Origin of the sequence: Synechococcus sp. BIOS-U3-1, assembly GCF_014279975.1 — a bacterium.
Taxonomy (GTDB): Bacteria; Cyanobacteriota; Cyanobacteriia; order PCC-6307; family Cyanobiaceae; genus Synechococcus_C.
Genome location: NZ_CP047936.1, coordinates 2,476,875 through 2,502,724 on the forward strand (window position 1 = coordinate 2,476,875; position 25,850 = coordinate 2,502,724).

24 protein-coding genes are annotated in these 25,850 nt (G+C 59.6%); 7 read left to right on the forward strand and 17 right to left on the reverse strand.

Annotated elements, in window-relative coordinates:
- Positions 1–17: 17 nt before the first annotated feature.
- A complete protein-coding gene (locus tag SynBIOSU31_RS13505; protein ID WP_186490831.1) occupies positions 18–1,715 on the forward strand; it encodes a protein adenylyltransferase SelO family protein in 1,698 nt (565 codons plus the stop codon).
- Between the two features lie 27 nt (positions 1,716–1,742).
- Here SynBIOSU31_RS13505 and SynBIOSU31_RS13510 read toward each other — a convergent pair whose 3' ends face one another.
- The 4 genes from SynBIOSU31_RS13510 to mnmE form a co-directional block, all read right to left on the reverse strand.
- Positions 1,743–2,729 carry an asparaginase gene (locus tag SynBIOSU31_RS13510; protein ID WP_255477263.1) on the reverse strand — a complete coding sequence of 329 codons (987 nt, stop codon included), beginning with the start codon at positions 2,727–2,729 and terminating at the stop codon, positions 1,743–1,745.
- A 26-nt stretch (positions 2,730–2,755) separates the two neighbouring features.
- The gene (argS, locus tag SynBIOSU31_RS13515) at positions 2,756–4,543 is read right to left on the reverse strand and encodes an arginine--tRNA ligase (protein WP_186490832.1); all 1,788 of its coding nucleotides are present in this window, start codon (positions 4,541–4,543) and stop codon (positions 2,756–2,758) included.
- A 30-nt stretch (positions 4,544–4,573) separates the two neighbouring features.
- Positions 4,574–5,452, reverse strand: coding sequence for a carboxylating nicotinate-nucleotide diphosphorylase (gene nadC, locus SynBIOSU31_RS13520; RefSeq protein ID WP_186490833.1), 879 nt, complete (start codon positions 5,450–5,452; stop codon positions 4,574–4,576).
- A gap of 87 nt (positions 5,453–5,539) precedes the next feature.
- On the reverse strand, positions 5,540–6,901 hold the full coding sequence (mnmE, locus tag SynBIOSU31_RS13525; protein ID WP_186490834.1) for a tRNA uridine-5-carboxymethylaminomethyl(34) synthesis GTPase MnmE: 1,362 nt from the start codon (positions 6,899–6,901) through the stop codon (positions 5,540–5,542).
- A 76-nt stretch (positions 6,902–6,977) separates the two neighbouring features.
- Between mnmE and SynBIOSU31_RS13530 the strand changes: the two genes are divergently transcribed.
- The gene (locus SynBIOSU31_RS13530; protein ID WP_186490835.1) at positions 6,978–7,433 is read left to right on the forward strand and encodes a DUF2062 domain-containing protein; all 456 of its coding nucleotides are present in this window, start codon (positions 6,978–6,980) and stop codon (positions 7,431–7,433) included.
- 17 nt (positions 7,434–7,450) lie between these two features.
- Here the strand turns inward: SynBIOSU31_RS13530 and SynBIOSU31_RS13535 are convergent, their stop codons facing one another.
- Positions 7,451–9,784, reverse strand: coding sequence for a RelA/SpoT family protein (locus SynBIOSU31_RS13535; protein WP_186490836.1), 2,334 nt, complete (start codon positions 9,782–9,784; stop codon positions 7,451–7,453).
- A 57-nt stretch (positions 9,785–9,841) separates the two neighbouring features.
- Here SynBIOSU31_RS13535 and SynBIOSU31_RS13540 point away from each other — a divergent pair, with 57 nt between their 5' ends.
- Positions 9,842–11,446 (forward strand): ABC transporter ATP-binding protein, encoded by a 1,605-nt coding sequence (locus SynBIOSU31_RS13540; RefSeq protein ID WP_186493107.1) that lies wholly within the window; start codon positions 9,842–9,844, stop codon positions 11,444–11,446.
- Between the two features lie 106 nt (positions 11,447–11,552).
- On the opposite strand, the gene SynBIOSU31_RS13545 is transcribed toward SynBIOSU31_RS13540, so the two are convergent.
- On the reverse strand, positions 11,553–11,777 hold the full coding sequence (locus tag SynBIOSU31_RS13545) for a hypothetical protein (RefSeq protein WP_186490837.1): 225 nt from the start codon (positions 11,775–11,777) through the stop codon (positions 11,553–11,555).
- An 87-nt stretch (positions 11,778–11,864) separates the two neighbouring features.
- Between SynBIOSU31_RS13545 and SynBIOSU31_RS13550 the strand changes: the two genes are divergently transcribed.
- Positions 11,865–13,472, forward strand: a complete 1,608-nt coding sequence (locus tag SynBIOSU31_RS13550; protein ID WP_186490839.1) for a cellulose binding domain-containing protein — start codon at positions 11,865–11,867, stop codon at positions 13,470–13,472.
- A 143-nt stretch (positions 13,473–13,615) separates the two neighbouring features.
- Positions 13,616–14,728 (forward strand): transporter substrate-binding domain-containing protein, encoded by a 1,113-nt coding sequence (locus tag SynBIOSU31_RS13555; RefSeq protein ID WP_186490841.1) that lies wholly within the window; start codon positions 13,616–13,618, stop codon positions 14,726–14,728.
- Positions 14,729–14,903: 175 nt separating this feature from the next.
- On the opposite strand, the gene SynBIOSU31_RS13560 is transcribed toward SynBIOSU31_RS13555, so the two are convergent.
- The 3 genes from SynBIOSU31_RS13560 to SynBIOSU31_RS13570 are packed head-to-tail and all read right to left on the reverse strand — an operon-like array spanning position 14,904 to position 17,139.
- Positions 14,904–15,896, reverse strand: coding sequence for an RluA family pseudouridine synthase (locus SynBIOSU31_RS13560; protein ID WP_186490842.1), 993 nt, complete (start codon positions 15,894–15,896; stop codon positions 14,904–14,906).
- Positions 15,893–16,759: a ribosome biogenesis GTPase YlqF gene (gene ylqF / locus SynBIOSU31_RS13565; protein ID WP_186490843.1), complete on the reverse strand. Its 867-nt coding sequence runs from the start codon at positions 16,757–16,759 to the stop codon at positions 15,893–15,895. Before ylqF ends, SynBIOSU31_RS13560 begins: the two co-directional genes overlap by 4 nt.
- Positions 16,756–17,139, reverse strand: a complete 384-nt coding sequence (locus SynBIOSU31_RS13570) for a universal stress protein (RefSeq protein ID WP_186490844.1) — start codon at positions 17,137–17,139, stop codon at positions 16,756–16,758. Before SynBIOSU31_RS13570 ends, ylqF begins: the two co-directional genes overlap by 4 nt.
- A gap of 102 nt (positions 17,140–17,241) precedes the next feature.
- On the opposite strand from SynBIOSU31_RS13570, the gene SynBIOSU31_RS13575 reads away from it, so the two are divergent.
- Entirely contained in the window at positions 17,242–18,447 is a 1,206-nt protein-coding gene (locus SynBIOSU31_RS13575; protein WP_186490845.1) for a phosphoglycerate kinase, read from the forward strand.
- Positions 18,448–18,539: 92 nt separating this feature from the next.
- Here SynBIOSU31_RS13575 and SynBIOSU31_RS13580 read toward each other — a convergent pair whose 3' ends face one another.
- The 7 genes from SynBIOSU31_RS13580 to SynBIOSU31_RS13605 all read right to left on the reverse strand — a co-directional run bounded on the left by SynBIOSU31_RS13580 (position 18,540) and on the right by SynBIOSU31_RS13605 (position 24,136).
- Positions 18,540–19,091 (reverse strand): HupE/UreJ family protein, encoded by a 552-nt coding sequence (locus SynBIOSU31_RS13580; RefSeq protein ID WP_186490846.1) that lies wholly within the window; start codon positions 19,089–19,091, stop codon positions 18,540–18,542.
- Positions 19,091–19,681 carry a HupE/UreJ family protein gene (locus tag SynBIOSU31_RS13585; RefSeq protein ID WP_186493109.1) on the reverse strand — a complete coding sequence of 197 codons (591 nt, stop codon included), beginning with the start codon at positions 19,679–19,681 and terminating at the stop codon, positions 19,091–19,093. The genes SynBIOSU31_RS13580 and SynBIOSU31_RS13585 overlap by 1 nt, the downstream gene beginning before the upstream one ends.
- 1 nt (position 19,682) lies before the next feature.
- A complete protein-coding gene (locus SynBIOSU31_RS13590) occupies positions 19,683–20,699 on the reverse strand; it encodes a HupE/UreJ family protein (RefSeq protein ID WP_186490847.1) in 1,017 nt (338 codons plus the stop codon).
- 2 nt (positions 20,700–20,701) lie between these two features.
- Positions 20,702–21,556 (reverse strand): peptidyl-prolyl cis-trans isomerase, encoded by an 855-nt coding sequence (locus SynBIOSU31_RS13595; protein WP_186490848.1) that lies wholly within the window; start codon positions 21,554–21,556, stop codon positions 20,702–20,704.
- Entirely contained in the window at positions 21,556–23,469 is a 1,914-nt protein-coding gene (locus SynBIOSU31_RS13600) for a DUF3604 domain-containing protein (RefSeq protein WP_186490849.1), read from the reverse strand. Before SynBIOSU31_RS13600 ends, SynBIOSU31_RS13595 begins: the two co-directional genes overlap by 1 nt.
- A gap of 40 nt (positions 23,470–23,509) precedes the next feature.
- The gene (locus SynBIOSU31_RS14850; RefSeq protein WP_255477264.1) at positions 23,510–23,641 is read right to left on the reverse strand and encodes a hypothetical protein; all 132 of its coding nucleotides are present in this window, start codon (positions 23,639–23,641) and stop codon (positions 23,510–23,512) included.
- 75 nt (positions 23,642–23,716) lie between these two features.
- Entirely contained in the window at positions 23,717–24,136 is a 420-nt protein-coding gene (locus SynBIOSU31_RS13605; protein WP_255477265.1) for a hypothetical protein, read from the reverse strand.
- Between the two features lie 51 nt (positions 24,137–24,187).
- Between SynBIOSU31_RS13605 and SynBIOSU31_RS13610 the strand changes: the two genes are divergently transcribed.
- Entirely contained in the window at positions 24,188–25,105 is a 918-nt protein-coding gene (locus SynBIOSU31_RS13610; RefSeq protein WP_186490851.1) for an NAD(P)-dependent oxidoreductase, read from the forward strand.
- On the opposite strand, the gene SynBIOSU31_RS13615 is transcribed toward SynBIOSU31_RS13610, so the two are convergent.
- On the reverse strand, positions 25,095–25,844 hold the full coding sequence (locus SynBIOSU31_RS13615; RefSeq protein WP_186490852.1) for a hypothetical protein: 750 nt from the start codon (positions 25,842–25,844) through the stop codon (positions 25,095–25,097). The genes SynBIOSU31_RS13610 and SynBIOSU31_RS13615 overlap by 11 nt on opposite strands.
- Positions 25,845–25,850: the final 6 nt, after the last annotated feature.

Genomic DNA, 25,850 nt, shown 5'->3' on the forward strand with positions numbered 1-25,850 from the left:
CTGCAGTCACCGGCCTGATGCCAGCCAGCTCGAGCGCATCCTCCTCAACCGACACATTCGCCGCGTTCGCGGAACACGTCGATTACTCCTTGCTGAACCAACTCACACCGGATCCCGAAGCCACAATCAACGGACACGATCACCAGGTGCGTCAGGTGCGATCTGGGCACTACGTGCCGGTCACACCAACACCTCTGCCGGCACCGCAGTACGTGGCGCACAGCAACGAGCTATTCAAAGAGCTGGGACTCAGTGATCAGTTGGCAGAGGATGCCGGCTTCCGGCGATTGTTCTCCGGCGACATCAGTGTGGCCAGAGCACCGATGCGCCCCTATGGCTGGGCCACTGGTTATGCGCTCTCGATCTATGGCACTGAATACGATCAGCAATGTCCGTTCGGTAACGGCAACGGCTACGGCGATGGTCGGGCGATCTCCATCTTCGAAGGCCTCTTCGAGGGGCAACGCTGGGAGATGCAGCTGAAGGGCGGTGGACCAACGCCCTATTGCCGTGGCGCTGACGGTCGCGCCGTACTGCGCTCCAGCGTGCGCGAGTTTCTGGCCCAGGAGTTCATGCATGCCCTGGGGGTTCCCACATCTCGCTCGCTGACGCTGTATGTCTCCCACGACGAGAACGTGCGTCGCCCCTGGTATTCGGGCACATCTCCATCGATGGACCCCGACATCCTGGTCGACAATTCAGCCGCGATCACCACGCGCCTGGCGCCATCCTTTCTGCGAGTGGGGCAGCTGGAGTTATTCGCACGACGGACCCGCAACAACAGCCACTCCAAGGCATTCAGTGAGCTGAAGATGATCGTGGAGCACCTCATCAAACGGAACTACCACGCGGAGGTCGAGCCATCATTGCCATTCAGCGAACAGGTGGTGGAGTTGGCCAGGTTGTTCCGCGGACGTCTGACAGCACTGGTTGCTGACTGGATCCGTGTGGGCTACTGCCAGGGCAACTTCAACAGCGACAACTGTGCCGCCGGCGGCTTCACCCTTGACTACGGACCTTTCGGATTCTGCGAACTGTTCGACCCACGCTTTCAGCCCTGGACCGGTGGCGGAATGCATTTCGCCTTCTTCAATCAGCCGGTGGCGGCAGGCAAGAACTATCAGATGTTCGTATCAGCCCTGAAACCGTTACTGGAGGATCACCCGGAAGCCATGACTCGCCTTGAGAGACTTGAAGAGGGTTTTAAAGCCGCAATGCAAGAGGCTCTCGACAGCATGTGGCAACGCAAACTGGGTCTCACCGATCGTTCCCCAGAGCTGGTGAGCAGCCTGCTCCAGTTATGCGTCGACTCAGCAGCCGACTACACGATGTTGTTCCGAGAGCTCTCAGCCATCCCTGAACAGGTGGCGCCGCTGAAGCGAAGCTTTTATCGACCCAGCAATGAACAGGTTGATCAACGCTGGATGGAGTGGTTGCAACAGTGGCGACGTCAATTAGGACACAACAGCAACCTGAGCGAGGCATCCAAAGCCATGCAGCTGACCAATCCCGCCATCACTTGGCGTGAATGGCTAATTGCACCGGCCTATGAACAAGCAGCCCATGCTGACTACAGCCAGGTGCACGAGTTACAGAAGGTCTTCGCCAAGCCCTATGAATCCTTACCCGTGGAATTAGCTGCCCGCTACGACCAACTGAAACCAGAGGAATTCTTCAACGCCGGAGGCATCTCGCATTACAGCTGTTCCTCATGAACCGTGGTCGAGCAGGGCATGCAGCGTTTAGATCAAGTCGGCGAGTTGAGCCCTGTCCAATCCAGCCATCAGAGCCAGTAACAACAGCACGCGTGCCTTTTGGGGGCTGAGCCGCCCGGCCGGAACCAGACCAAGACGTGCAAACTGACCTCGATGATGCACGGGCCCGGAACCACAGCGATTTGCCCTGAGCATGAGCGGCAGCGGCCCTGTCCAGTCTTCAAGCGCGCGACGTTCATGCGCTGATAGCTGGCCTGCACCAGTGCCCGTGAACACCAGACCATGGACACCAGCCGAAAGCAGAGCAGGAATTAGGGCTGACGGAGGCTCAACGCAACCATGCAGGATCGCCACCTGCGGCCAAGGCTCAGCAAGCTGAAGGTGTGCAAACGGAACAGGGCGATCAGATCGGGCTGGAGTCAGGTGCACTCCCGCGTCATCCACCCAACCCAAAGGGCCGACATCAGGACTTTCGAAGGCACCAACCCCTTGGGTCGCGACCTTGGTCACCTCGCAGGCCGAATGGATCCAGCCATCCATCACCACCAGCACACCCTGCCCGCATGCCTCTGGGCTGACTGCCACCTGCACCGCCTGGAACAGATTCAACGGCCCATCGGCACTCAGGGCCGTGGCCGGACGCATTGCTCCCACCAGCAGCACCGGCCGCGGGTCATTAATCAGCAGCTGCAACAGCCAAGCTGTTTCCTCCAGGGTGTTGGTCCCATGGGTGATCACCACACCGCAGAGATCGGGATCAGCCGCAAGGGCCTCACGCACCCGGGTCACAAGCCTTTGCCAGTGGGCGAAGGTCAGATCCGCGCTATCGACATTGGCGATCTGTTCCACTTCAATCTCGGCAAGCTGCTTCAGCTGGGGCACCGACTGCAGCAACTCCTCGCCAGCAATGACACCTGCTGAGTAGTGGTTCAGGGAGATGACATCACTCGCCCGTCCGGCGATGGTGCCGCCGGTGGCCAACAACAGGAGCCGAGGCAGGGAGGAACCGCTCACACAGAAGTCACTCACAGACGAACCACTCACATTCGCTCCAGGGTTGAGATCCCCAGCAGACCGAGCCCTATTTTCAGCGTGTCGGCGCTGAGGCGACAGAGAGCCAGCCGTGACGGCAAAGCATCTGGGCCTGCCTTGAGCACCGGCACCTGGTCATAAAAACGATTGAACACCTGGCTGAGCTCAAACAGATAGCTGCAGAGACGATTGGGGAGCAACTCCTCCTCCACCTCGGCGATCACAGCATCGAACTTGAGGAGTTCACGCACCAGCGCCCACTCCTGAGGCTCACTGAACTGCAGCTGAGCCGTTGAGACATCCAGATCACCACCCTTGCGGGAGATGCCGGCGATCCGCACCAGCGCATAGAGAAGGTAGGGAGCTGTGTTGCCCTGGAGGGCCAGCATGCGATCAAACGAGAACTGGTAGTTGGTGATCCGGTTCTGACTGAGGTCGGCATATTTCACCGCCGCCAGGCCGACGGTACTGGCCACATGGTTGATGAAGTCTTCCGGCTCACTGCGCTCTTCTTCCTTGAGGCGCGAGCGCAGGTCCGCTTCAGCGCGCTCTTCCGCCTCATCCAGTAAATCGCGAAGACGCACGGTGTCACCGGCCCGGGTCTTGAGCTTCTTGCCGTCTTCTCCCTGCACCAACCCGAAGGGAACATGCTCCAGGCGAGAGCCGTCGGGAATCCAGCCGGCCCGCTCGGCCACCTGGAACACTCCCGCAAAGTGATTGGCCTGACCGGAATCGGTCACGTAGATCACCCGGCGGGCTGCATCACCATCGGGAGCCGCCGCGAACCGGTAACGAATCGCCGCGAGATCGGTGGTGGCGTAATTGAAGCCCCCATCACTCTTTTGCACAATCACCGGCAGCGGCTTGCCATCCTTGCCGCTGACCCCTTCCAAGAAGACGCACTCTGCCCCGTCGTCGGTAACCAGCAGACCGACCTGCTTCAGCCCATCGATCACCGCAGGCAGGAAGGGGTTGTAGAACGACTCACCTCGTTCGCTGAGGCGGATGTCAAGCCGGTCGTAGATCTTCTGGAACTCGCGCCGCGACTGATCACACAGGAGCCCCCAAGCTTTGAGCGACAGAGGATCGCCTCCCTGCAGCTTCACCACTTCCTCGCGGGATGTGGTCTGAAACGCCTCGTCATCATCAAAGCGTTTTTTAGCCTCCCTGTAGAAGGCAACGAGATCACCGAGGTCGATGGCATCGGCGGTCTCGAGAGCATTGGGAGCCACCTGCTTGAGGTGGGTGATCAACATCCCGAACTGGGTTCCCCAGTCGCCTACATGGTTCAGCCGTAGCACCGGGTGCCCACGGAACTCCAGCACTCGCGCTAAGGAGTCACCGATGATCGTGGAGCGCAGATGGCCCACATGCATCTCCTTGGCGATGTTGGGACTGGAGAAGTCCACCACCACCGGCGCTGAATCCTTGACAGGCGGAACGCCAAGCCGCTCATCACCGAGCCGGGAGGCCACCTCAGCAGCGAGACGCTCCGGTCGGATCGTGAGGTTGATGAAGCCAGGCCCAGCGATCTGCGGCTCCAGACACAGCTCGGTGAAGGCCCCGTCCGTTTGCAGCTGCTCAACGATGGCCGTGGCGATCTGACGCGGCGCCTGCTTCAGCGGCTTGGCCAGTGGCAGAGCACCGTTGGACTGGAAATCCCCGAATTCAGGCTTGCTCGCTGGCGCCAGCTGGGGGTCCAAGCCAGCTTCCCCCGCCTCAGCCCAGGCCTCGGGGAACGCCCGTTGCATCGCACCGCGCAACTGTGTTTCAAGGGCGTTGGCGATGCGGAGCATGGACGGATCAACGGGCTTGGCAAGCCCTGATCATCCCCCGGCAGGTGCGAAACGCATACTCAGATCCAGCCAGCGGCTGCGCGTGACCGGAGCACTGGTGGAAATCAGATCGATGCCTGTGGCGGCATAGGCACGCAGATCGCCGGGTTGAATCCCGGAGGCTTCGAGGACCACAGCCCCAGAAGCAGCCCGCTCCACCGCCAGCTGGCGCAACCTGGGCACCAAGCTAATCAGCTGCTCAGGCGTGAACTCATCCAGCAGCACAGCATCGGCTCCGGCAATCACGGCCTTCGAGGCTTCCTGCTCGGTTTCGGCTTCCACAATCACCCTCGCCGGCCATGGAGCGGATGCCCGCACAGCAGCAATCGCCGCTTCAATGCCACCCGCCCAGGCCAGATGGTTTTCCTTGAGCATGGCGGCGTCATCCAGGCCCAGTCGGTGATTGACGCCGCCACCCATGCGCACGGCGTACTTCTCAAGTTCACGCAGTCCTGGCGTGGTCTTGCGCGTGTCGGCCAAGCGCACTCCGCTTCCCTGCAGTTCTCTCACCAGGGCCGCTGTGGCCGTGGCGATACCGGAAAGACGCATCGCCAGATTCAGCGCCGTCCGTTCAGCCCCAACCAATGCAGTGGCCTGACCCTCGAGTCGGAGCAGCGTGTCGCCGGACTGCACAGCAGCACCATCGGGCACCAGGCATTCGGCCTCGAGCTTGGGATCCAACAGGCGAAAGAGCTGCAGAGCAAGGCTGCCACCACAGAACACACCCTCTTGCTTCGTGATCCAACTCGCCTGAGCACGCCGTCCGCCGAGGGCCGGTGCGGTGAGATCGCCGCGGCCAAGATCCTCTTCCAGCCAGTGCTGCAGTTGCCCCTGAAGCCGGGGTGTCGTTAGGGGCTGCTCAACGTTCATCACTGCGGAACCGCCCGCTCATAGGCCTAGATCCATCATGCGGGCACGACGGTTCGGACTAGACCCACGGCGCTTTATTTGCCAACTTCATTTGCCAATGCAAAAGCGGGAAAAAATACGATCCAGCACCGATTCCGTGAGCTCTTCGCCCGTGATCTCGCCAAGGCTGTGAATGGCCTCACGCAGGTCAATCGTCCAAAAATCCCAGGGCAATCCATCGGCGGCAACCTGCTCACTGCGATCAAGGGCAGCGGCCGCCAGCCGTGCCAGGTCAGCCTGTCGTTGGTTGAGCGCCAGCAACAGGGAGCCATCACTAACGGCGCCGCAACGCTCCAGAAGAGCCTGCACGAGCTGCGCTTCCCCCACTCCTGTCACAGCCGACAAATGCACATCGGCGGGAGCCTCAGCATTGCTGAGATCAGCCTTATTTCCGACCAGCAGATGGGGCACATCAGCTGGGATCTGCTCACGCAGCAGCTGATCCTCAGCGGTCCAACCATCAGCGAGATCAAACAACAGCACGACCAGATCGGCACTGGCCAAAGCGTCGTGGCTTCGGGCGATGCCCAACCGCTCAACGGCATCATTGGTGCTGCGGATGCCGGCGGTGTCGAGCAGCGTGATCGGAACGCCCTCCAGCACGATTTCGCTTTCCAGCAGGTCTCTCGTGGTTCCGGGCAAATCGGTCACGATGGCTCTCTCCCGCCGACTGAGCCGATTCAGAAGGGAGCTCTTGCCAACGTTGGGCCTACCGACGAGCGCCACCCGCAGCCCCTGACGCAGGGCGATACTGCGCTCCCCATCTGCCACAAGTTGCAGCAGCTCGTCGCGCACCGACTGCAAAGCCTTCAGCAAGTTCGGGCCATCGAGAACTGGGAGATCATCTTCAAAATCCACCCTGGCCTCCAGCTCGCTGAGCTGATCCAGCAGTCGTTCACGCAACAGCTGGATCCGGCGCTGGATGCCGCCGTCCACCCCTGCCATGGCCAACTGCGCAGCACGCTGACTGCGGGCGGCCACCAGATCACCGATCGCCTCAGCACGCGTGAGCTCAAGGCGCCCATTCAGGACAGCTCTCTGACTGAATTCACCGGGCAATGCACGGCGAATCCCAGGCTGCTCAAGCACACGGGCCATCACCTGCTGCACTGCCATCACGCCGCCATGGCAATGGATTTCCACCACATCTTCAGCGGTGAAACTGCGCGGAGCCAGCATCAACAGCACCAGCACTTCATCGAGGTGCTCCACTCCATCGGCTGCCATCACGTGGCCGTAGAGCACTCGATGGCTCTCCCACGGCTGTTCACCAGGGAAGCAGGTGACCTCACGCACAGCCTGTTGCGCATCAGGGCCTGACAGACGAATGACCGCGATGCCGCCCTGCCCGGGTGCCACTGCCGTGGCCACGGCAGCAATCGTTTGCCTCTTCAGGTTGATCTCCTGCATCGCAGTGCTGCAACAGCCCCTACCCCAGTCCCTACGATCACATCTTCATTGCCATGCGGGAACCGCCGACACTCCCATGGGCCTGATGCTGAGAAAGGCACATCGACGCCTGCAGAGAAGTCTGCAATGGATCTGGCAACAGGAAGGCACTCCAGGACAGCGCGCCCGTGGGCTTGCAGCCGGCATCTTCTGTGGCTGCTTTCCAATCTTCGGTTTGCAGACACTGGTGGGAATCGCCCTGGCCAGTGTGGTGCGCGGGAACCATTTGCTGGCAGCCGCTGGCACCTGGATCAGCAATCCCTTCACCTATCTGCCGCTTTACTGGTTCAACTACCGAATCGGGGCTCTGCTGCTAGGCCCGGGTCGCGAATGGCCAGGCTTCGACACCCTTCAGCTGAATGGATTCAGCCAGTTGGGCTGGAGCGTGATCAGCCGTTTGCTGCTGGGCTCCAGCATCACAGGGACGGTCTGCGCGGCACTGGGATGGTGGCTCAGCCTGAGTTGGCTCCTACAGCAACAGCGCAAACGCTGAGAGCAAAGGCGAACAAATCAGGTGCCGCTGCTGCGTGCAATGTCGATCACATCCGCCATTGAACGGATCTGGTGCATCGTGCGCTGCAGCTGCTCGGCACTGGCCAGCTCCAGACGCAGATCAATGCGTGCCGGCTTTCCATAGCTGGTTTTGACGCGGGCATCACTGACATTGATGCGTCCATCGGATAGGCGCATCAGGATGTCTTTGAGAATCCCGACACGATCGATGACCTCAATCCGCAGCTGAGCAGGGAAGCGTTGGCTTCTGGTCGCTAAGGCCGGGTTCCAGCGAACAGGCAATCGCCGTTCACTCGGAATCGCCTCCACATTGGAGCAGTCCTGGCGATGCACGGTAATGCCATGGTTGCCGAGGGCAACCGTGCCCAGAATCGCCTCACCGGGGAGAGGGCTGCAACAACCACCGAGGCGGTAATCGAGACCCTCAACACCAAGGATTGGATCCTGCTGATCATGACTAGGTCGTGGAGTGCCGGTTTCCGCCTGCTGCACCAGCTGGCGGGCAACGTCTTCGTTACTGAGCGGTGGCTCAGCGATGGTGGCCTGCAGACGAATCTCCTCTCGCAGCCGGTTGAGCACCTGATGCAAGGTGACAGCTCCGAAGCCGAGGGCCGCGAGCAGATCCTCGGTGCTGAGCAGGTTACAACGCTCAGCCACACGCGTCATCGCATCACTGCTGAGCAGAGCATCAAAACCGCTGCGTCCCAGCTCCCGTTCGAGCAGATCCTTGCCGCGCTCGATCGTTTCATCCCGATGACTGCGCTTGTACCACTGGCGGATGCGATTGCGGGCAGTGGGCGTCGCCACAAAATTGAGCCAATCCAGGCTGGGGTGTGCAGTCTTGCTCATGAGCACATTCACAAAATCGCCGTTCTGGAGCGGCGTCGACAGAGGAGAAAGTCGGTCGTTAATGCGCACGCCATGGCAGTGATTGCCCACTTCTGAGTGGATGCGATAAGCAAAATCCACGGCCGTCGAACCCTTGCGCAAACCCAAGACATCGCCTTTCGGGGTGAAAACGAACACCTCTTCATCGAAGAGATCTTCCTTAATCGAGGCGAGGTAGTCGTTGTGGTCGTCAGCTCCCCCCTCCTGTTGCCAGTCAACAAGCTGCCGCAACCAGTTGAAGCGTTCCGTATCGCCACCGGCGGCTGGTGAACCACCCTCCTTGTATTTCCAGTGCGCAGCAATTCCGAACTCCGCCACCCGGTGCATTTCAAGCGTTCGGATCTGCACTTCGATCGGACGATGCCGTCCGATCACAGCCGTATGCAACGACTGATAGCCATTGGGCTTGGGCAGACCGATGTAGTCCTTGAAGCGACCAGGAATGGGGCGGAAGGTGTCGTGGACAACCGCAAGAGCCCTGTAGCAGGCTTCAACGCTGGGGGTAAGGATCCTCAGAGCCGCCACGTCATAGATCTCGTGGAAGGCTTTTTGTTGGCGCTGCATCTTGGTCCAGATGCCGAAGAGGTGCTTGGGCCGGCCGCTCACCTCGCAGTTCTCAAGCCCGACAGCCGCCAGTCGATCACTGAGCAACTGAACGGTGACCCCTAGACGATCCTCCCGCTCGCTGCGCTTGGTCGCAACTTCCTGCTGAATCTCCCTGAAGGCTTCTGGCTCAAGCAATTTGAAGGACAGATCCTCCAGCTCCCATTTGAAGCGGCCGATGCCAAGCCGATTGGCCAAAGGTGCATAAATCTCCCGCGTTTCCCGAGCAATGCGCTGACGCTTTTCCTCCCGCAACGCCCCAAGAGTGCGCATGTTGTGCAACCGATCCGCAAGCTTCACCAGCACGACTCGGATATCACTGGCCATCGCCAGAAACATCTTGCGCAGGTTTTCAGCCTGAGCCTCGGTGCGATTGGTGAAGTGAAGACCCCCAAGCTTGGTGACCCCTTCCACCAGCTCCCGAACCTCCGGTCCGAAATGACTCTCCAGTTGCTCTGGGGTGACGTCCGTGTCCTCCACCACATCGTGGAGGAATCCGGCAGCGATCACACTGGCACTGGCACCGATATCCCTGAGCAGATCAGCCACCGCCACCGGATGGACGATGTAAGGGTCTCCGCTAGCTCGGAACTGGCCCTCGTGCAACTGAAAAGCGAAATCAAAAGCCGCCGCCAGCAGAGCCTCTGAATCGGTGGGGCAGCTGTGACCGATTCCTGGTGGCACATGATCGATGCACTCACGCAACCAAGGAGGCAGATCAATGCCGTAGTCGTCCGCTGTGCGGATAGGGCGATCCCTCAAAGCCACAAGACCGCAAGCCGGTGCAGCAGATCCGTTCCGGATCTCCACTGCAACCGTCTCGGAGGTGGCGTTGAGCATCCGACCCAACAGGTGAGTCCATGGTATGTAGCCATGAGCACCAGCGCTTCGATTGCCATGACAACCGCGCCAGGGACTGTGCTGGAACTCGACCAGTTCCGGCTCCGTTACCCCGGAAGCCAGGCGTGGACTCTTGATGGGCTTGACCTGCGTCTGCGTCCGGGCGAACGCCTGGCCTTGGTGGGACCCTCCGGCTGCGGCAAGAGCACGGTGGCCAGAGCAGCGCTGCAACTACTGCCCCCAGGCAGCAGTTGCGAAGGAGGACTCACCCTGAACGGTCACGACCCACGCAGCCTGAACCTGGCCGATCTAAGGAGATTGCGCGGTGAATCGGTGGGACTGGTCTTTCAGGATCCGATGACACGTCTGAATCCACTGATGACCGTGGGCGGTCACCTACTAGACACCCTGCGTGCCCATAGGCCAGAGATGAACGATATGGAGCGTCTCCAGCGAGCCGAAGAGTTACTGGAGCAGGTGGGCATCGGCGCCACTCGCTTCCGCGCCTACCCGCACGAGTTCAGCGGCGGCATGCGCCAGCGCCTGGCCATCGCACTGGCCATCGCCCTCAGCCCTCCGCTGGTGATCGCTGACGAACCCACCACAAGCCTGGATGTGGCCGTGGCAGGCCAGGTGATGGCGGCTCTAAGAACGCTGTGCGAGGAACTTGGCAGCGGATTGTTGCTGATCACCCACGATCTGGCGATGGCCCATCGCTGGTGCGAACGCATGGCGGTACTGGATGGTGGACGCGTCGTGGAGATCAACCGCAGCGACGTGGTCCTGACCTATCCCAGCTCCAGAGTGGGACAAAGGCTGCTTGCGGCTGCCCGAGCCAGAGAGGGGGGCAGCAGCCCTGAAGCACCTGACGCGAACACAGTGCTGTCTGTGCAGGAACTGCGCTGCTGGCACAACCTTGGTGGTCCACCTTGGAATCCTTCCTGGCTGAAAGCGGTGGATGGCATCAGCTTCCAGTTGCGAGCTGGCGAAACCCTGGGAGTGGTGGGAGGTTCTGGCTGTGGCAAAAGCACCCTCTGCCGAGCCCTGATGGGACTCACGCCGATTCGTGGCGGCTGGGTACAGCTACTCGGCAAGGATCTACTGAAGCTGCGGGGACGTGAGGCTCGTCAGGTGCGACGAACCATTCAGATGGTGTTCCAGGACCCTCTGGCCTGCCTGAATCCAGCCATGTCGGTGCTGGATGCCATCGTCGATCCACTGCTGATCCACAATCTGGCCTCACCAGCAGGAGCTCGGGAACAAGGCCGTCAGCTGATGGAACGCGTCGGTCTTGGACCAGCAGATCGTTACCAAAACCGTCTTCCCCGACAGCTTTCCGGAGGCCAGCAACAACGGGTAGCCATTGCCCGCGCTCTGGCGCTGAAACCGAAGGTGCTGATCTGTGATGAAAGCGTGAGCATGCTTGATGCCGAAATCCAAGCGGAGGTTCTGGCACTGCTTCGCCAGCTGCAGCATGAACTCGGGCTGGCGATGATTTTCATCACCCATGACCTTTCAGTGGCCAGTGGCTTCTGCCATCGACTGATCGTGCTCAACAAGGGGCACGTCGTGGAAGAAGGGCCCGGTGACCAACTGCTGCATCAACCGCAAGCCGAGATCACGCGAACACTCGTCGAAGCCTGTCCGCGCCTACCCAGCTGACAGGCGCCTGGCCACAGTGAAACCAACCAGACAATTACACCAGGGGTTCAATCAGGAGTTTTAGGCATCAAGCAATACCCCTAATGGGTATTTGTAGAGCATAAAATCAAAGCTCAATCGCTCGAACATGGCTCGTCGAAGCAAAGACCGAGAAGCCACACAGCAGCAAACCAAGGCTCATCCAAAAAACAAATCCGAAACAAGCAACAGCAACACAAACAACGTATTTTAATTTAGACTCAAGAACCTCACATCCTTCATTTGAAAGATGCAAGGAAACAAGCATTGAAGGCTGAATAAAAGAACGACAGATCAAGAGAAGACGATCCAAGTCGGATTCAGACACACTCTGAACGTCATGAGTTTTATCTGAATCACATCCCGTCGCTGCACTGGATCTGTACCTCTCATTCATGCCATGACGCCATCTGAGTCACTGCAGGTCTCAATCGGTGGGGACATTTGGTGGGGCGGCTTCACTGCCGATCTGGCCATCACCAATTCAAGTGATCAAGCGCTTGAAGACTGGACCATCAGCTTCACCAGTCGCCATCAACTCGACCGCAATGCTTGGGGAGTCGCTCTCGAAAGCGAGTCCTTGGAGAACGGACTGACGCGCTACACCCTCACAGGCGCGGATTGGGGCAGTCGCATCCCAGCAGGAGCAACTATCAATGTTGGCTTCAACGGAACACAGGGCAGTGAGCTTGGACGCGACGGCAGCTTGACCGAACAGATGCTGGTTTCAGAGGCTGGCTGGAACACCAACACCAGCACCGACACCAATCCCGACTACGCCATGACCATGGCCGAGATGTCGATGAACGCAGCCGGAATGGACGACCATGCCGGCCACGATCACTCCATGCATCAGCACGCTGCCTCAGCAGGGGCTTACAGGGATATCAACAGCTGGGGAAATTTCCATGACTCCAATCACAATTCCGAGCACAACGAACTGGTCGGAGGCCGCACAGCCATCACGACCGAAGCCTTAACGGCCTACAACGGCTTACGTGCTTTCGCAGGACTTGATGCTGTTGGCGTTGAAGCGGTTGGCGAATGGGCGTTTACCAACGGCATGACCAACAATTCACAAGCCTGGGGGAATGACACCAAAGGGGTCGGACTTTGGTATGCCATGCAGGGAGCCAAGGTGGGCTGGATTGCAGATCAGGCGTATGACCCTCAGATCCTCGCTGATATCCAACGAACGGCACGACTGGGATCCCAAGACGACGTCATGGAAATGGTCCGTGAGTTTGGCCATGCGGGATTTGCCGACTACATCGAGCAATCCGGGCTGAGGAACAACTTCATTAACACCTTGAAAATGGAGCCCCATTACGGAGGCTGGATGCATGGCCGCACCCATGGATTTTTAGACATTGAAGGTGTGGCGATTGCCCATGACATCAATCACCTCACGGTTCTGGGATGGGATCAGGACCAACCGTTCATGAATGACACCTTTGACTGGCCACAATGGCCGGCACTGGATGTTTCTGACTCCACGGTGATCAACTACTACCAGGGGATTGTTTCGCTGGGCAATCCACTTGCTCAGAATTTGGAGGCACTAGCAAGCCCTGGAGTCATCAATCAGGAACCACAACCCGTTCCTTCGCCAGGATCAATTCTCCCCGAAATCCAACCAGAAGAAGCTGATCCTCTAACAGGCGAACCTCTCGATATCGAGATCAGCGGTGATCTGTGGTGGGGAGGATTCACCGCCTCCCTCACAGTGACGAATCAGAGCGAACAGCAACTTGAGGACTGGTCGCTGAGTTTCAACAGCAACCACAAGTTCTATGGCGAGTCCTGGGGAGTCGACGTGGCAACTGAGCAGTTAGGTGGAGAGCTCTATCGCTACGAACTCTCCGGAGCGGATTGGGGCTCATCGATCGGTGCTGGCCAATCCATGACGGTGGGCTTCAATGCGCTCTCAGGCACGGATCTAGGCCGTAGCGGAAACCTGAGCGAAGCCATGTTGCTAGCAGCAGATAGCGAAATCACACCGCTCTGAGCACGACGGCCAAACCGCAAAGAATCAGACATCTGAATCATCCTTGGCCATACCTAATGGATGATTCAGACCCCTGGGCGGAGGCAAGAAGAGCAAACAGCGCATCGTGGTTTTGACTAGTCACCAGTGCGATGTGGCCTTTGATGTCGAGACGACTAAGAACCGTCCTAATCCTGAGCCTGGGTACTTTCTGGGGTTGTGCGATGGGAGGTTTGCAGCACCCGTCTCACGCCAACAACGAGATCACGGATGCTCAGGATCCTGTGGACGTGATCTGGTTTCCCAATCCTCCCTATGCCGTCAACCGCAAAGGCGTGCCCGCAGGGTTTGAGATCGATCTGTGGCGCATGATTGCCGAAACACGCCAGATCCCCTATCGCATTCGCAAGGCGGACAGCTTTGAAGACTTACTGGAAGCCATCCAAACCAACCAAGCCGATCTGGCCATTTCCGGTGTTCTGATTAACGAGAATCGCAGCAAACAATTCCGGTTTTCCTTTCCAACTGCCAGTAGTGATCTGAAGATCTACACCCTGGACAACCAGGAGCCAACAGCTATCAAAATGTTGCGCATTTTGCTATCGAAGCAGGTGTTATTGATCTTCCTGGGACTAGCAGTAATCGCCTGCATCTTCGCGCTACCGGTTTGGTTCGTGGAGCGGAAAAGGCCTGATCTTGCGGATAAGCGCAAGCGGCACCAACTGGTGTTCATTCTTCAAAAGACCCTGCTGCTCTCAACAGATCACACACGCCATACCCGCACTCGCTTGATCTCTATCGGCTCCCTGTTCGCAAGAGTTCTGCTCACGGCCTATTTCACATCATTCATCCTCAAAGTCGCGACCAGCGAAACGAACGCGAACAGCGGCAATCAGATGGAAGACCTCAACTTCGAGATCCTGAAAAACAGCACATTTGCCGCCATCCCTGGATATATCCAAACGTCAATCCTGAAAAGCAGCGGCGCCAAAACAGTGGATTGCGACGTTGCAGAAACCTGCATTGGCCTACTCCAGTCAGGGAAAGCCGATGCCATTCTCGACGACATGCTGACGATGCGTTCAGCCTTGAAAACCATGCCACCAGAACCGAAGGTGACACCAGCATCGGAGAAGCTGATGACCTTGTTCATGGCCTTTGCGATCTCCGACCAATTCGGCAAGGATCCACGATCCCGCATAATCAACGACGGCATTGCGCGCAGCTATTACGACGGCACTCACGCCAAGTTGAGTCGAATCTGGCTTCAGGAATAGATCGATCCATTGAACAAATCAGGACAGCGCAGAATTCACCACCATGCTTGACCAAAAGCAATCAGAAATCTCACGAAGAGAATCGAACCAAAATCTTGCCATTGGCCTTCATTTACAACGATAGATTTTTCACTCCTTAAGCATGCAAAAAGTTGCTTCAATGATCAAAGTTCAATCAGACCCGTCTCCTAAGCACCATCAGTAATTTCTCCATCACCGGCGGAAGTGGAGATTCAAACAGCATCCGCTCACGGCTGATCGGGTGATCGAGGCCGAGTTGAAAGGCATGCAGGGCCTGGCCCGGCAATTCAATCGGTAATTTGCGGCAGCGGCTGTAGGTGGGATCGCCTACAACCGGGTGATTCATGTGCGCGCAATGCACCCGGATCTGATGGGTGCGGCCGGTATCCAGCTTGAAACGGAGCAGCGAATAATCACCGAGTCGCTCCTCCAGGCTCCAGTGCGTGCGGGCGTGACGGCCATTGTCTCCACTGACAACCGCATATTTCTTACGGTCGACCGGGTGGCGACCGATCGCTCCCACAATCGTGCCGCTGTCTCCAGCAGGCACACCATGCACCACTGCCAGATATTCCCGTGAAGCGATACGTTTCTGGATCTGGATCTGAAGGCGCACCAGAGCCTCTTGGCTTTTGGCAATCACGATGCAACCGGTGGTGTCCTTATCGAGCCGGTGCACGATTCCAGGCCGCAGCTTGCCGCTGATGCCGGGCAGATCGGGGCAGTGATGCAGCAAACCGTTCACAAGAGTGCCGTCTTTGTTACCCGGTGCCGGATGCACTGTGAGACCGGCAGGTTTGTTGATCACGATCAGATGCTCATCCTCAAAGAGCACATCGAGATCCATCGGCTGCGGCTTGAGATAGGGCAGCGGCTCCGGTGGAGGCATCCAGAGCTGCACCTCATCGCCCTCGCGTAGCGGTGTCTTGGCCTTGCCGGTCTTGCCGTTCACACGCACATACCCAGCATCAATGAACTTCTGAATGCGGGCGCGGCTCTGCTCGGTGCGCTGACTCACCAGCCAACGGTCCAGCCTCATCGGCAGCGGCTTGGGATAGGTAAGCGACAGCAAATCTCCATCCCCCTCGCCGAACCCGTGAGTGAACGTTTCTTCCGGCAGCGGAGGGCGACTCCAGGCACGACTCATGCCGGCAACTCCAAAGCGATGCTGCCCAGCGCTGACTTACGAAAATCATCCAGTAAGCGCTGGGCCATGCGCGCCGTGTCTGAAGAGGTATGGCGCTGTGCCACTGCCTGAAGCCACAGGGCCGGGTCTTCAGTCTCACCCGACAGTGGCGTTCCATAACGCCCTTCCAGCACAGCAAGCGACACGCCGGAGAACTGTTGCTGCTGCAAACCCATCAGCAACCGCAAAAACGCCTGAGCAACAAGTTCACCGTCATAAGCGGCCTGACCGATGTCATCACAAAGGGCCAGATGCAACGCAGCCTGCTGGTCGTCCAGACGTGGCGGCAGTACTCCCGGCGCATCCAACAGGTCAATGTCTTGGCCAAGGCGCACCCAACGCAGGGTGCGAGTGACGCCAGCCCGACGGGCACTAGCCACGACCTTCTGCCTCACCAGCCTGTTGATCAGTGCTGATTTACCCACATTGGGGAAACCAAGTGTGAGTGCTCGTACGGGCCTTGGGCGCATATCCCTATTACGCCTGCGTTCATTCAGCTGATCGCCGGCGCGAATTGCCGCCTGCTGCACTTGCTTGACCCCAGTACCAGCCTTGGCATCACACCAAACCGTGCGCTGCCCCTGGCCCTTGAACCACGCCTCCCAGGCGGTTCGCGCCTCAGCAGTGACCATGTCTCGGCGGTTGATCACCAGCAAGTGCTGCTTGCCCTTGATCCAACGGCTGAGGTGGGGATGACCTGTGGCCAGAGGGATGCGTGCGTCACGCACCTCGATCACCAAATCAACCTTGTCGAGATTGCGCCGGAGTTGCTGCTCCGCCTTGGCAATGTGGCCTGGATACCACTGAATCGGTGGTGAACTCACGGCACCACCAACACAGGACAGGACGCCCGTTGAAGCACCCCTGCAGCCGTGCTGCCGCTGTCGGATTCCAAATTCAAGCCCCCGATTCCCATCACAATCACATCCACATTCAACTCATCAGCCACATCACAGATCACAGAGGCGGGCATGCCACTGCGCTCGACCTCTTGGCAAGTGACGCCGGCCTGTTCAACGCGTTCACGGGTTTGCCTGAGCACCCCTGCACCCACTTCGTGGTCATGCCTCTCAGCACTAACAGGCTGCAACACCGACAGCAACACCAGACGACTGCCATAACGGCGGGCAAGCTCTAGGGCCTTGTCCGCGGGATCCAGGGCCCCACGGCTCTGATCGATCGGGAACAGCACGGTCTCGAACATTCACACGACCTCCAGCCCATGCCCATTAAGCCAGTCCTAGCGCTGGGCCTGCAGAACTCGGGTTAATCTCTCCCCGTTTTCTTACCGCACCACACAACCCCCATGGCGAAGCGTTCCCTGGCCAGCCTCTCCGGCGCCGACCTCAGCGGAAAACGTGTTCTCGTGCGGGTCGATTTCAATGTGCCCCTGAATGATGCCGGGGCCATCACAGATGACACCCGCATCCGTGCCGCGCTGCCCACCGTTAAGGATCTGATCGACAAGGGAGCCAAGGTGATCCTGTCCGCCCACTTCGGACGGCCCAAGGGTCAGGTGAATGACGCCATGCGTCTCACTCCCGTTGCTGCACGTCTGAGCGAACTGCTGGGCAAGCCTGTCTCCAAGACCGACAGCTGCATCGGACCTGACGCCGAAGCCAAGGTGAACGCCATGGCGAATGGTGATGTGGTTCTGCTGGAGAACGTGCGTTTCTTCGCGGAAGAAGAGAAGAACGAAGCTGGTTTCGCCGAAAAACTGGCAGCTCTGGCTGAGGTGTATGTGAACGACGCCTTCGGCGCCGCCCACCGTGCTCACGCCTCCACCGAAGGAGTGACCAAGTTCCTCAAACCCGCGGTAGCGGGCTTCCTGATGGAAAAGGAGCTGCAGTACCTGCAGGGTGCTGTTGACGATCCCAAGCGTCCCCTCGCCGCCATTGTCGGTGGCTCCAAGGTGAGCTCCAAGATCGGCGTGCTAGAAGCCCTGATCGACAAGTGCGACAAGGTGCTGATCGGCGGCGGCATGATCTTCACTTTCTACAAAGCGCGCGGTCTGTCAGTCGGTAAGAGCCTGGTAGAAGAAGACAAGCTCGAACTGGCGAAGGAGCTTGAAGCCAAAGCCAAGGCCAAAGGTGTTCAACTGCTGCTTCCCACAGACGTGATGCTCGCCGACAACTTCGCTCCCGACGCCAACAGCCAGATTGCTGACATCAACGCCATTCCTGACGGCTGGATGGGTCTGGACATCGGCCCTGACTCCATCAAGGTGTTCCAAGACGCTCTCGCCGACTGCAAGACCGTGATCTGGAACGGCCCCATGGGCGTGTTCGAGTTCGACAAGTTCGCAGCCGGTACCAACGCCATCGCCACCACGCTGGCTGAACTCAGCGGCAAAGGCTGCTGCACGATCATCGGCGGAGGCGACTCTGTTGCAGCTGTGGAGAAGGCTGGCCTGGCCGAGAAGATGTCTCATATCTCCACTGGTGGTGGCGCCAGTCTGGAGCTTCTGGAAGGCAAGGTACTGCCAGGAGTGGCTGCTCTCGACGCCGCCTGATCAAAGGCCAACAGGCGGTGTAACGCAGCCAGCAACCATTCCCGATTCAGCCGCTCCACTGGAGCGGCTTTTTGCTGGGCAGCATCGCGATGTCATGCGGCCTTGAACAACATGCCAACAGACAAGAAACCGGCGGCAGCGATCCAGCTGCCCGCCACACGAACCGCAATGCAAAAGCCATTGCTGCGGGTTGCCGCCACCTGAGCGCTGATCAACACCGACAGCACCGCCACGCCACTGACCACCCCCAACACATCCAGGGGCAATCCACTCGCAGCGGAGGGCATCGTGAACCCATTAATCAGGCCAAAAAGCAACCCTGAGCCAGCCACGGTGAACGCGAGCAAAAGAGGAGACAGACGCAGTGACAACGCCACCAGCACACCCACCGAGCTGAACAGCATGGTGGTGAGCAACGCCAGCGTGAAATCCAGGCCCCAATGCTGACCGACGGCAAGCCCGATCCACCAACTCAAGGGCAGAAGCGTCAGCAGCAGTCGACCTCCTTGGGGTCCCTGCTGACCGGCCAGTAACGCCAGACCCAGCACCAGCAACAGATCCGATGGCGTCAGAAATAGATGAGCGACGCCGTCGTAAAAGCCGCCGAAACCGGTCTGCATAAGGTGCGCAAACAGCAGAGGCATCACGCTGCTCCCGCCTGGATCAACGACCAGACCCCCACCACTGCAATCACGGCACCGACCACCTGAAGCAGGCGATGCCCCCAGGCCAGACGCCGCGCTTCACCCAGGCCGATTCCCACCAGATGCAGCAGGCCCGTGGCACCGACGAATGCCAGGCTGAACAGCAGCGCATCGGCACCATCGGGAAGCTCCACGCCATGGGCGTAACCATGAAATAGCGCACACAGACCAACGAGCCCGGCAGCCAGGGCGAGCGGCAGGCGCTGCTGCAGCATCACCATCACCCCCAGCACCAGGGCCGATAGGGCAATGCCGGTCTCGACTCCAGGCAACGGCAGATCGAGCAGGCCCATGACGCCACCGAAGGCCATCACCATCGGGAAAGCAACTGGCAGCAGCCAGATCGCCGGTGCTCCCAACACCGCACCCCAGAGCCCGACGGCCACCATCGCCACCACGTGATCGATTCCGGTCACGGGATGGAGCAGCCCAGCCATCACACTGCCGGCGCCGCCCTCCGGCACATGGGCCAAGGCAGCAGACGGGAGGAATGACAGCAGCAGAGCCAGAAGCAACCAACGCCAACGCATCTCAAACACCTCCTTTGATCAGGGACACCGTGGTCTCGATCGTCCAGTAGGCACCGGCACAACCGATGGTCCAGGCGGGCACGCACCGGACCCAAAAAGGCCAACGGATCTGCAGCTGTCGGAAGGCACGCTCCAGCGCCAGCACCAACACCACAAAAACGTCTTGACCGATCTCGATGCCCACGTTGAACAACAACAAGGCAAGCAGCAATTCATGGTGCGGTAGTCCCAGCTCCGCAAGGCCACGGGCATACCCGAAGCCATGCAGCAGCCCGAAACCACAGGCCAGAACCCAGGGATGACGGAGCGTGAAACTGGTCTGTCCGCGCCTGAAACGCACCACTTCCGTGCCGATAAACAGGATCGACAAGGCAATGGCCGCATTCAGGGGAGCTACAGGCACCTGAACGATGCCAATGGCAGACACCGACAAGGTGATGCTGTTGGCGAGCGTGAACGCCGTGACTGTTTTAAGCAGCATCCAGCCATCACGAACAATCAGCACAAGGCCCAGCAGCAGCAGCAGGTGGTCGACACCCAGAAGAATGTGCTCGATTCCCAGGCGCAGATACGACCAGACGCCTGGCTGCTGATCCGCCTCGGAAGCGGTTGGGATAACGGCTTCGGGCTGCTCCGGCTGAATCAGGAGGGTCTGCAGCGCTTCCGTCTGCCACGGGCGCACCCGCAGCAGCACCTCCGTACCTGCGGATGCCAGCCCATCAATGCTGATCAAGCGGCCTTCCAAAGGCTCACGGCAGCTGAGCTCGGCTCGATACACAAGGGCGGAGGCCTCCTGACGACTGTCAGGTGCACTCTGCAGCGCACAGTCGTCGGGGAATCGTGGGGCGATCGGCAGACGTTGCCCCTGCAGCAGCGGCAACTTCCAGAGCACCTGATAGGTGCTGGCACTGGTGGCCTGCACTTCGAGAAAGCCAGGAAATAGGTCGTGTGCTGAAACCAACCGCGGCATCAACAAGGCCGCGAGCATCAGTAAGGGCACCAGAACGCGACGGACCATGGTCAGAACTGGGGCACCCGCACGCTGTAACGGGCCAGCAGATCGCGGTAGTAGCTCTCCTGGTGCTGTTGCCGCTGCACCTCTTGCCAGTCACGCAAGACGCCATCGCGCACCTGCTCCAGGGACGGGAGCTCACCGGGAACGATGGACGACACATGCACCAGATGCATGCCGTAAGCCGAGCTGATCGGACCGACCCAGCGGCCCTTTGGCTGTTGCTGCAGAGCGTCGGTAAAGGTGGAGCCGAACTGAGCAAGCATTTCACTGCGGCTTTCACTCTCCCAGCTTGCTGAAGCCATCGCCAGGGGATCCCCCAATGCCGAAAGATCAGCTGCGGCATCACCCTGGTTGAGCTGGGCCAACAACGCCTCCGCATCGCGATTCAACTGCTCACCCCGAAGGGATGGATCGAGGAACACCTGCTGAAAGCTGAAGCGAGGCTCGCTGCTGAAGCGTTCAGGATGGGCCTCGAGATGCGCCTGCAGCTGCCCAACGCTGGGGGTTGTCAGGGGCTGCTCGCCATGGCTGACAAATTCCATTTTTTGGCGCAAGCGGCGACGCACGATCGTGTCGTTCCGATCCAGCCCCAGGGCCATCGCCTCGCGCACGAAAACCTCCGTTCGCACGTGTTCATCGAACAAACTCTCCAGCTCCTCTTGCGAGGGGGGGCGTTGCCAGGTGCGTGTGAAAGCCTGGACCATCGCCACCGCCTGGTCGTTGCTGATAACGATCTCCTTGTCTCCCTTGGGAGCCTTTGCATCCAAGGCTCCCTGCAGGCCATACAGGCCAACACCCACGATCAGAAACGGAACGATCGGTTCCTGAACCAGCGTGCGCAGTCGATCAGACCAGCGCATCAGGAGGGGTTGTACCAAATCGGGCTGGTATAAGCCCGCTCCTGACTGGTGTAAGGAGCCGTTGCAGGCATCTCGTCGTGGAGGTTGTAGTTCTTGCGGTCATAGGCGAGCCAGGTCGGTGTGGGGATCTCCATGACACGGACGTAATAGAACGCCTTCTGGGTGGGATCGAAAGAGGGATCCTTCCAGTACCCCATCAAGATCGGCGCGCCAATGGCGTTGGTATAGGTGGCCTCACGCTCATTCACGCTCGAACCGACGGATGGCACCTTGCCATCGGCACCCCGCATGCGCTGATCCGGATCACTCCACGACACATCGAAGACCTGTTCATGTGTTTCGCCATTGGCATCCAGCCAACCCTTGACCACCTGAATTCGATCGAGATTGGCACCATCCGGATCTTTCCTGGCCTGCACCAGCAAGGAGGGAATCTGACCCTCGGTGGCTGCCATCAGGTCGCCGCCCATCGGTACACCGTTGGCACAAACCTGCTTAGCCCAGTCCGCCGCCTTGAGCTCCTCACCGGTGTAGTCGTAACCGCCGTAAACACGCACAGTGAGACGCGTGCCGCTGGTGCCGAACACCTCCTTGCGCGCCATCGCATCCCAGAGGGCCGTGCGGGTGTTACTGGAGGCCCAAACCCCAGCCAGGCCGGAAGCACCCAGCTGCAATGCGGTGAGGTCGAGCGAAGCGTCTTTCGACGACTTGATCAGCACATCCTTCCAGCGCTCAGGGCTGGGCTCAAGCGCTGGGGACTTACCCCACCAGTTGTCTTCAGCTGTGGATGGAAGACTGGAGTGGGAGTCGGTGGAACCGACCATCCCGAATTTGAACGGGTTCACCCCGAGTTGCTGCTCCAGCTGCAGGCCCCGACGCAGAGCGGCACGGCTGTACTCGTAGGGGAGCATCTCGGGCGTGGTCGCCACAATCCCGCCGAGATTGGAGTTATCGACGATGTTGAAATTGGCGAACTCATCTTCAGGGGACAGCAGAGGGTGCGTTTCACTCGTGCCTTTGGCTTGCGTCACCTCCACCAGCGGCTCGAAGCGGTCGCGCATGCGGGCGTAATCGGCATCGATCGCCTTACCGGTTTTTTGGTGGCTCGGCAGGAACATCGTGCCGCTCGAAAGGTTGCCGTTATGAGGGATCGCCAGCACCCGTCCACCGGTGTTCTTCTCGTAAAAGTTCATGAAGGCCCAGAGATCCTCCACGTCCTCGGAATCGAAATTGGAGAACGGCAGGATCTGATCTGCCAGTGCCTTGTTGTCACGGAAGACGACAACCCGGTGGAGATTGCCTCCACCGGGTTGACTCGTCCACTCGTAGCCAATCAACGCTGTGAACTTGCCAGGATCGTTGTAACGCTCCGCCGCCTCGGTGTTGTGTTTCCAGACATTGCGCATGAAGGTCTCGTTCGAGATCTTCGCTTCCGGCCCCTTGGCCATCTTCTGCACCAGCAAATAGAAGGCTTCACGCCCCTTGCCAGCCTTGAGCAACTCGTTGAGCTGCTGGCCGAGAGGCGACTTGAGCAGTTCAGGGTCGGAATCCGCCAAACCCTGAGCGAGGCCCAGGTTTTCGGCATGATCCGCCACCACGAGGAAATCGAGCGGTCGCTTCAAGGCCGCTTGCTGACCGGAATTACTGGTGACCGTTTCACCTCTGGCAAAGCGATAGGCCTCGTCGAGTCCCAATTTCGTGCCCGCCAGACCGGCATCAGGCGACAACGCAGTGTGGAGATGGGTGTCACCGAAGTAAGCGCGGTTACCACTGGCGCACTGGGCACCCTCGATCACCGCCGATGTCGCGGCCTTGGATTCGAGCGGGGTTCCAGGTCCACTGGTGCAAGACGACAGCCCGGAGGACAGAACCATGACGCCGGTGAGGGCCAGAGCACGAACACGACTGCTCATCCGGTTGTCTCGTGAATCAACTCTCAAGCTGAAAAGAAACTCAGATCAAGACAACAACATTGAGACAGACGGCATCCAAAATCTGCACTTCCCGGATCATCGCCAGTGCGGATCGCCCCAGCAGAATCCGAGGAACGGCGGCCGGAGTTGAGCCATGCCAGACGTTGGTCATCACTATCAAGCTCCCAGCGGCGACGACTCGGTTGCGGCCGTGGAGAAGGCTTGTCGAGCCAGGGGAGGAAGAGCGTCAGCCCCTCCCTTGGCCTTGCCACCAGAAATCGCGCAGAGGCGTGAGACCCAAGCGGCGACGCTCGGCATTCACGACCTGTCGCCCCTGCTCCATCAGACGCCGGCGAGCCTGCTTCTGTTGCTTCATGCACGTCTTGCCAGCATCAGGGGTCTGGGCACGCTGAAGGCAGCTTTGGCCGGACTTAAGCAGCGCAAGCCGTTGGTTGTAGCTGCTCAGACCCCAGCGGCGGCGGGCCTGGAACAGCTGCTGCTTCTGGCTTTGCGTGAGCTGAGACTCAGGCATCCTTCGGTCTGGAGCCGCTTCCGCCAGCCCGCCGGTCTGCTGCAGAGCAGCGGCGGTGAGTGCAACGCAGGGAATCAGAAGTGCTCGTCGCCAGCGATTGGTGAACGGCATGCAGACCATCAACAGTGAACGCACTCAGGTTGCTGCGAGTGCCGAGCCAAGATCTGACTCAAATGGCCTGCAACTATGACCGGATGTGATCTCACGCCCAAGAGCCGATTGGCCTTCATCGGCCTGGGAGCCCTGGGATTACCGATGGCGCTGAACCTTCAGGCCGCCGGCTATCGACTGCAGGTTCACACCCGCAGTCGATTAGCGGAATCTGACGCCGGCCTAGCCGGAGCCATACCCGCGGCAAACCCAGCATTAGCAGCGAGTGGCTGTTCTGCCCTGCTGCTCTGCGTCAGCGACGACGCTGCCGTGGAGTCAGTGCTGTGGGGCACACAGGGTGCAGGGCCCGCCCTGGATCCAGGCAGCCTCGTCATCGACTGCTCGACCATCAGCCCCTCCGCCGCCAAAGCGATGGCTGAACGTCTCGCCAAACGAGACATTGCCTATATCGATGCTCCCGTCACCGGCGGTACGGAAGGCGCGAAGGCCGGCACCCTCACCGTGCTTTGTGGTGGAGAGACCGCTGCAGTGAACAAAGCGCGACCGCTACTGGAGGTGATCGGTGGCTCAATCCACCATTTCGGCGACGTGGGTAGCGGACAGCAGGTCAAAGCAATCAACCAGGTGCTGGTGGCGGGTAGTTACGCCGCCGTGGCGGAAGCCATCGCCCTGGGACAGCACCTGCAGCTGCCGATGCCGCAGGTGGTAAATGCGCTGCGCCAGGGAGCTGCCGGCTCCTGGGCACTGGAGCATCGATCCCAGGCCATGCTAAACGACGACTACCCACTCGGCTTCAAGCTGGCACTGCACCACAAGGATCTCGGCATTGCACTCGATGCAGCGCAGCAGACGGGACTGAAGCTCCCGATCACCAAGGCTGTGCACGACCAGGAGCAGGCCCTGATGGACGCTGGGCTCGGGGATGCGGATGTATCAGCTCTGCGCCGAAGTCTTCCTGCGAACCCCAATCCTGCTCAGCAGCTCAGGGATTGAGCTTGCTCTGATCGTTCACAACCTGAACGCGTTTGCTCACCGTGATCACCCCATCGGGATGCACCAGCAGAGCAGCCCAGGTCTGAATCCCGGGCTGAAAAGGAGCCTGCACCGACTTGAACAACCCACCACCGCCCAGGGGCTCCAGCTGTACATCCGGGCTCTGCTGGGCCATGACCTGCTGAGGTGTGACCGCCACAAGACCTCCAGCCAGCAAGGCTTTACCCAGTGGTTGATCCACCACCACATCCACGTCATAACGGCTGCCGGTGAGCACCGTGTCTGGAATCAGCAGCGAAATCGGCAATGACTTGCGAGCGCTGGTCAGCACCGATTGATCACTGAGAACCTCCTGAGCAGTAATCAGGCCTGCTTGCGTGGAAAAGGCAAGCCGCTGGTTGGCTTTGAAGGAGTAGCTGAGCCCATCCTGCTGGCGGGTGCCGTTGACGGCGAGCTTCACTGTGGAGCGACCATCGGCGAGAGGCTGGCCTGGCATGACGGCCCAGCGTGTTTCCGGGAAACGCATGCTGAAGCGACGAAAGCTCTCCAACAGGGTCGTTGCTTGGTCCGGTGCCATCAAGGCGGACAGGGCCTGCACGCGATCGTCTGCATTGAGTGCCAGCTGCAAGCGGGCACTGAGATCAACGGCATTCCCGCTAACCGCCAAAGCTGGCAGGGCACTGATCACGGCCGCGCCCGAGAGCACAGTCGCCAACGAGGCTCGCAGGAGCGGAACCATGAATCA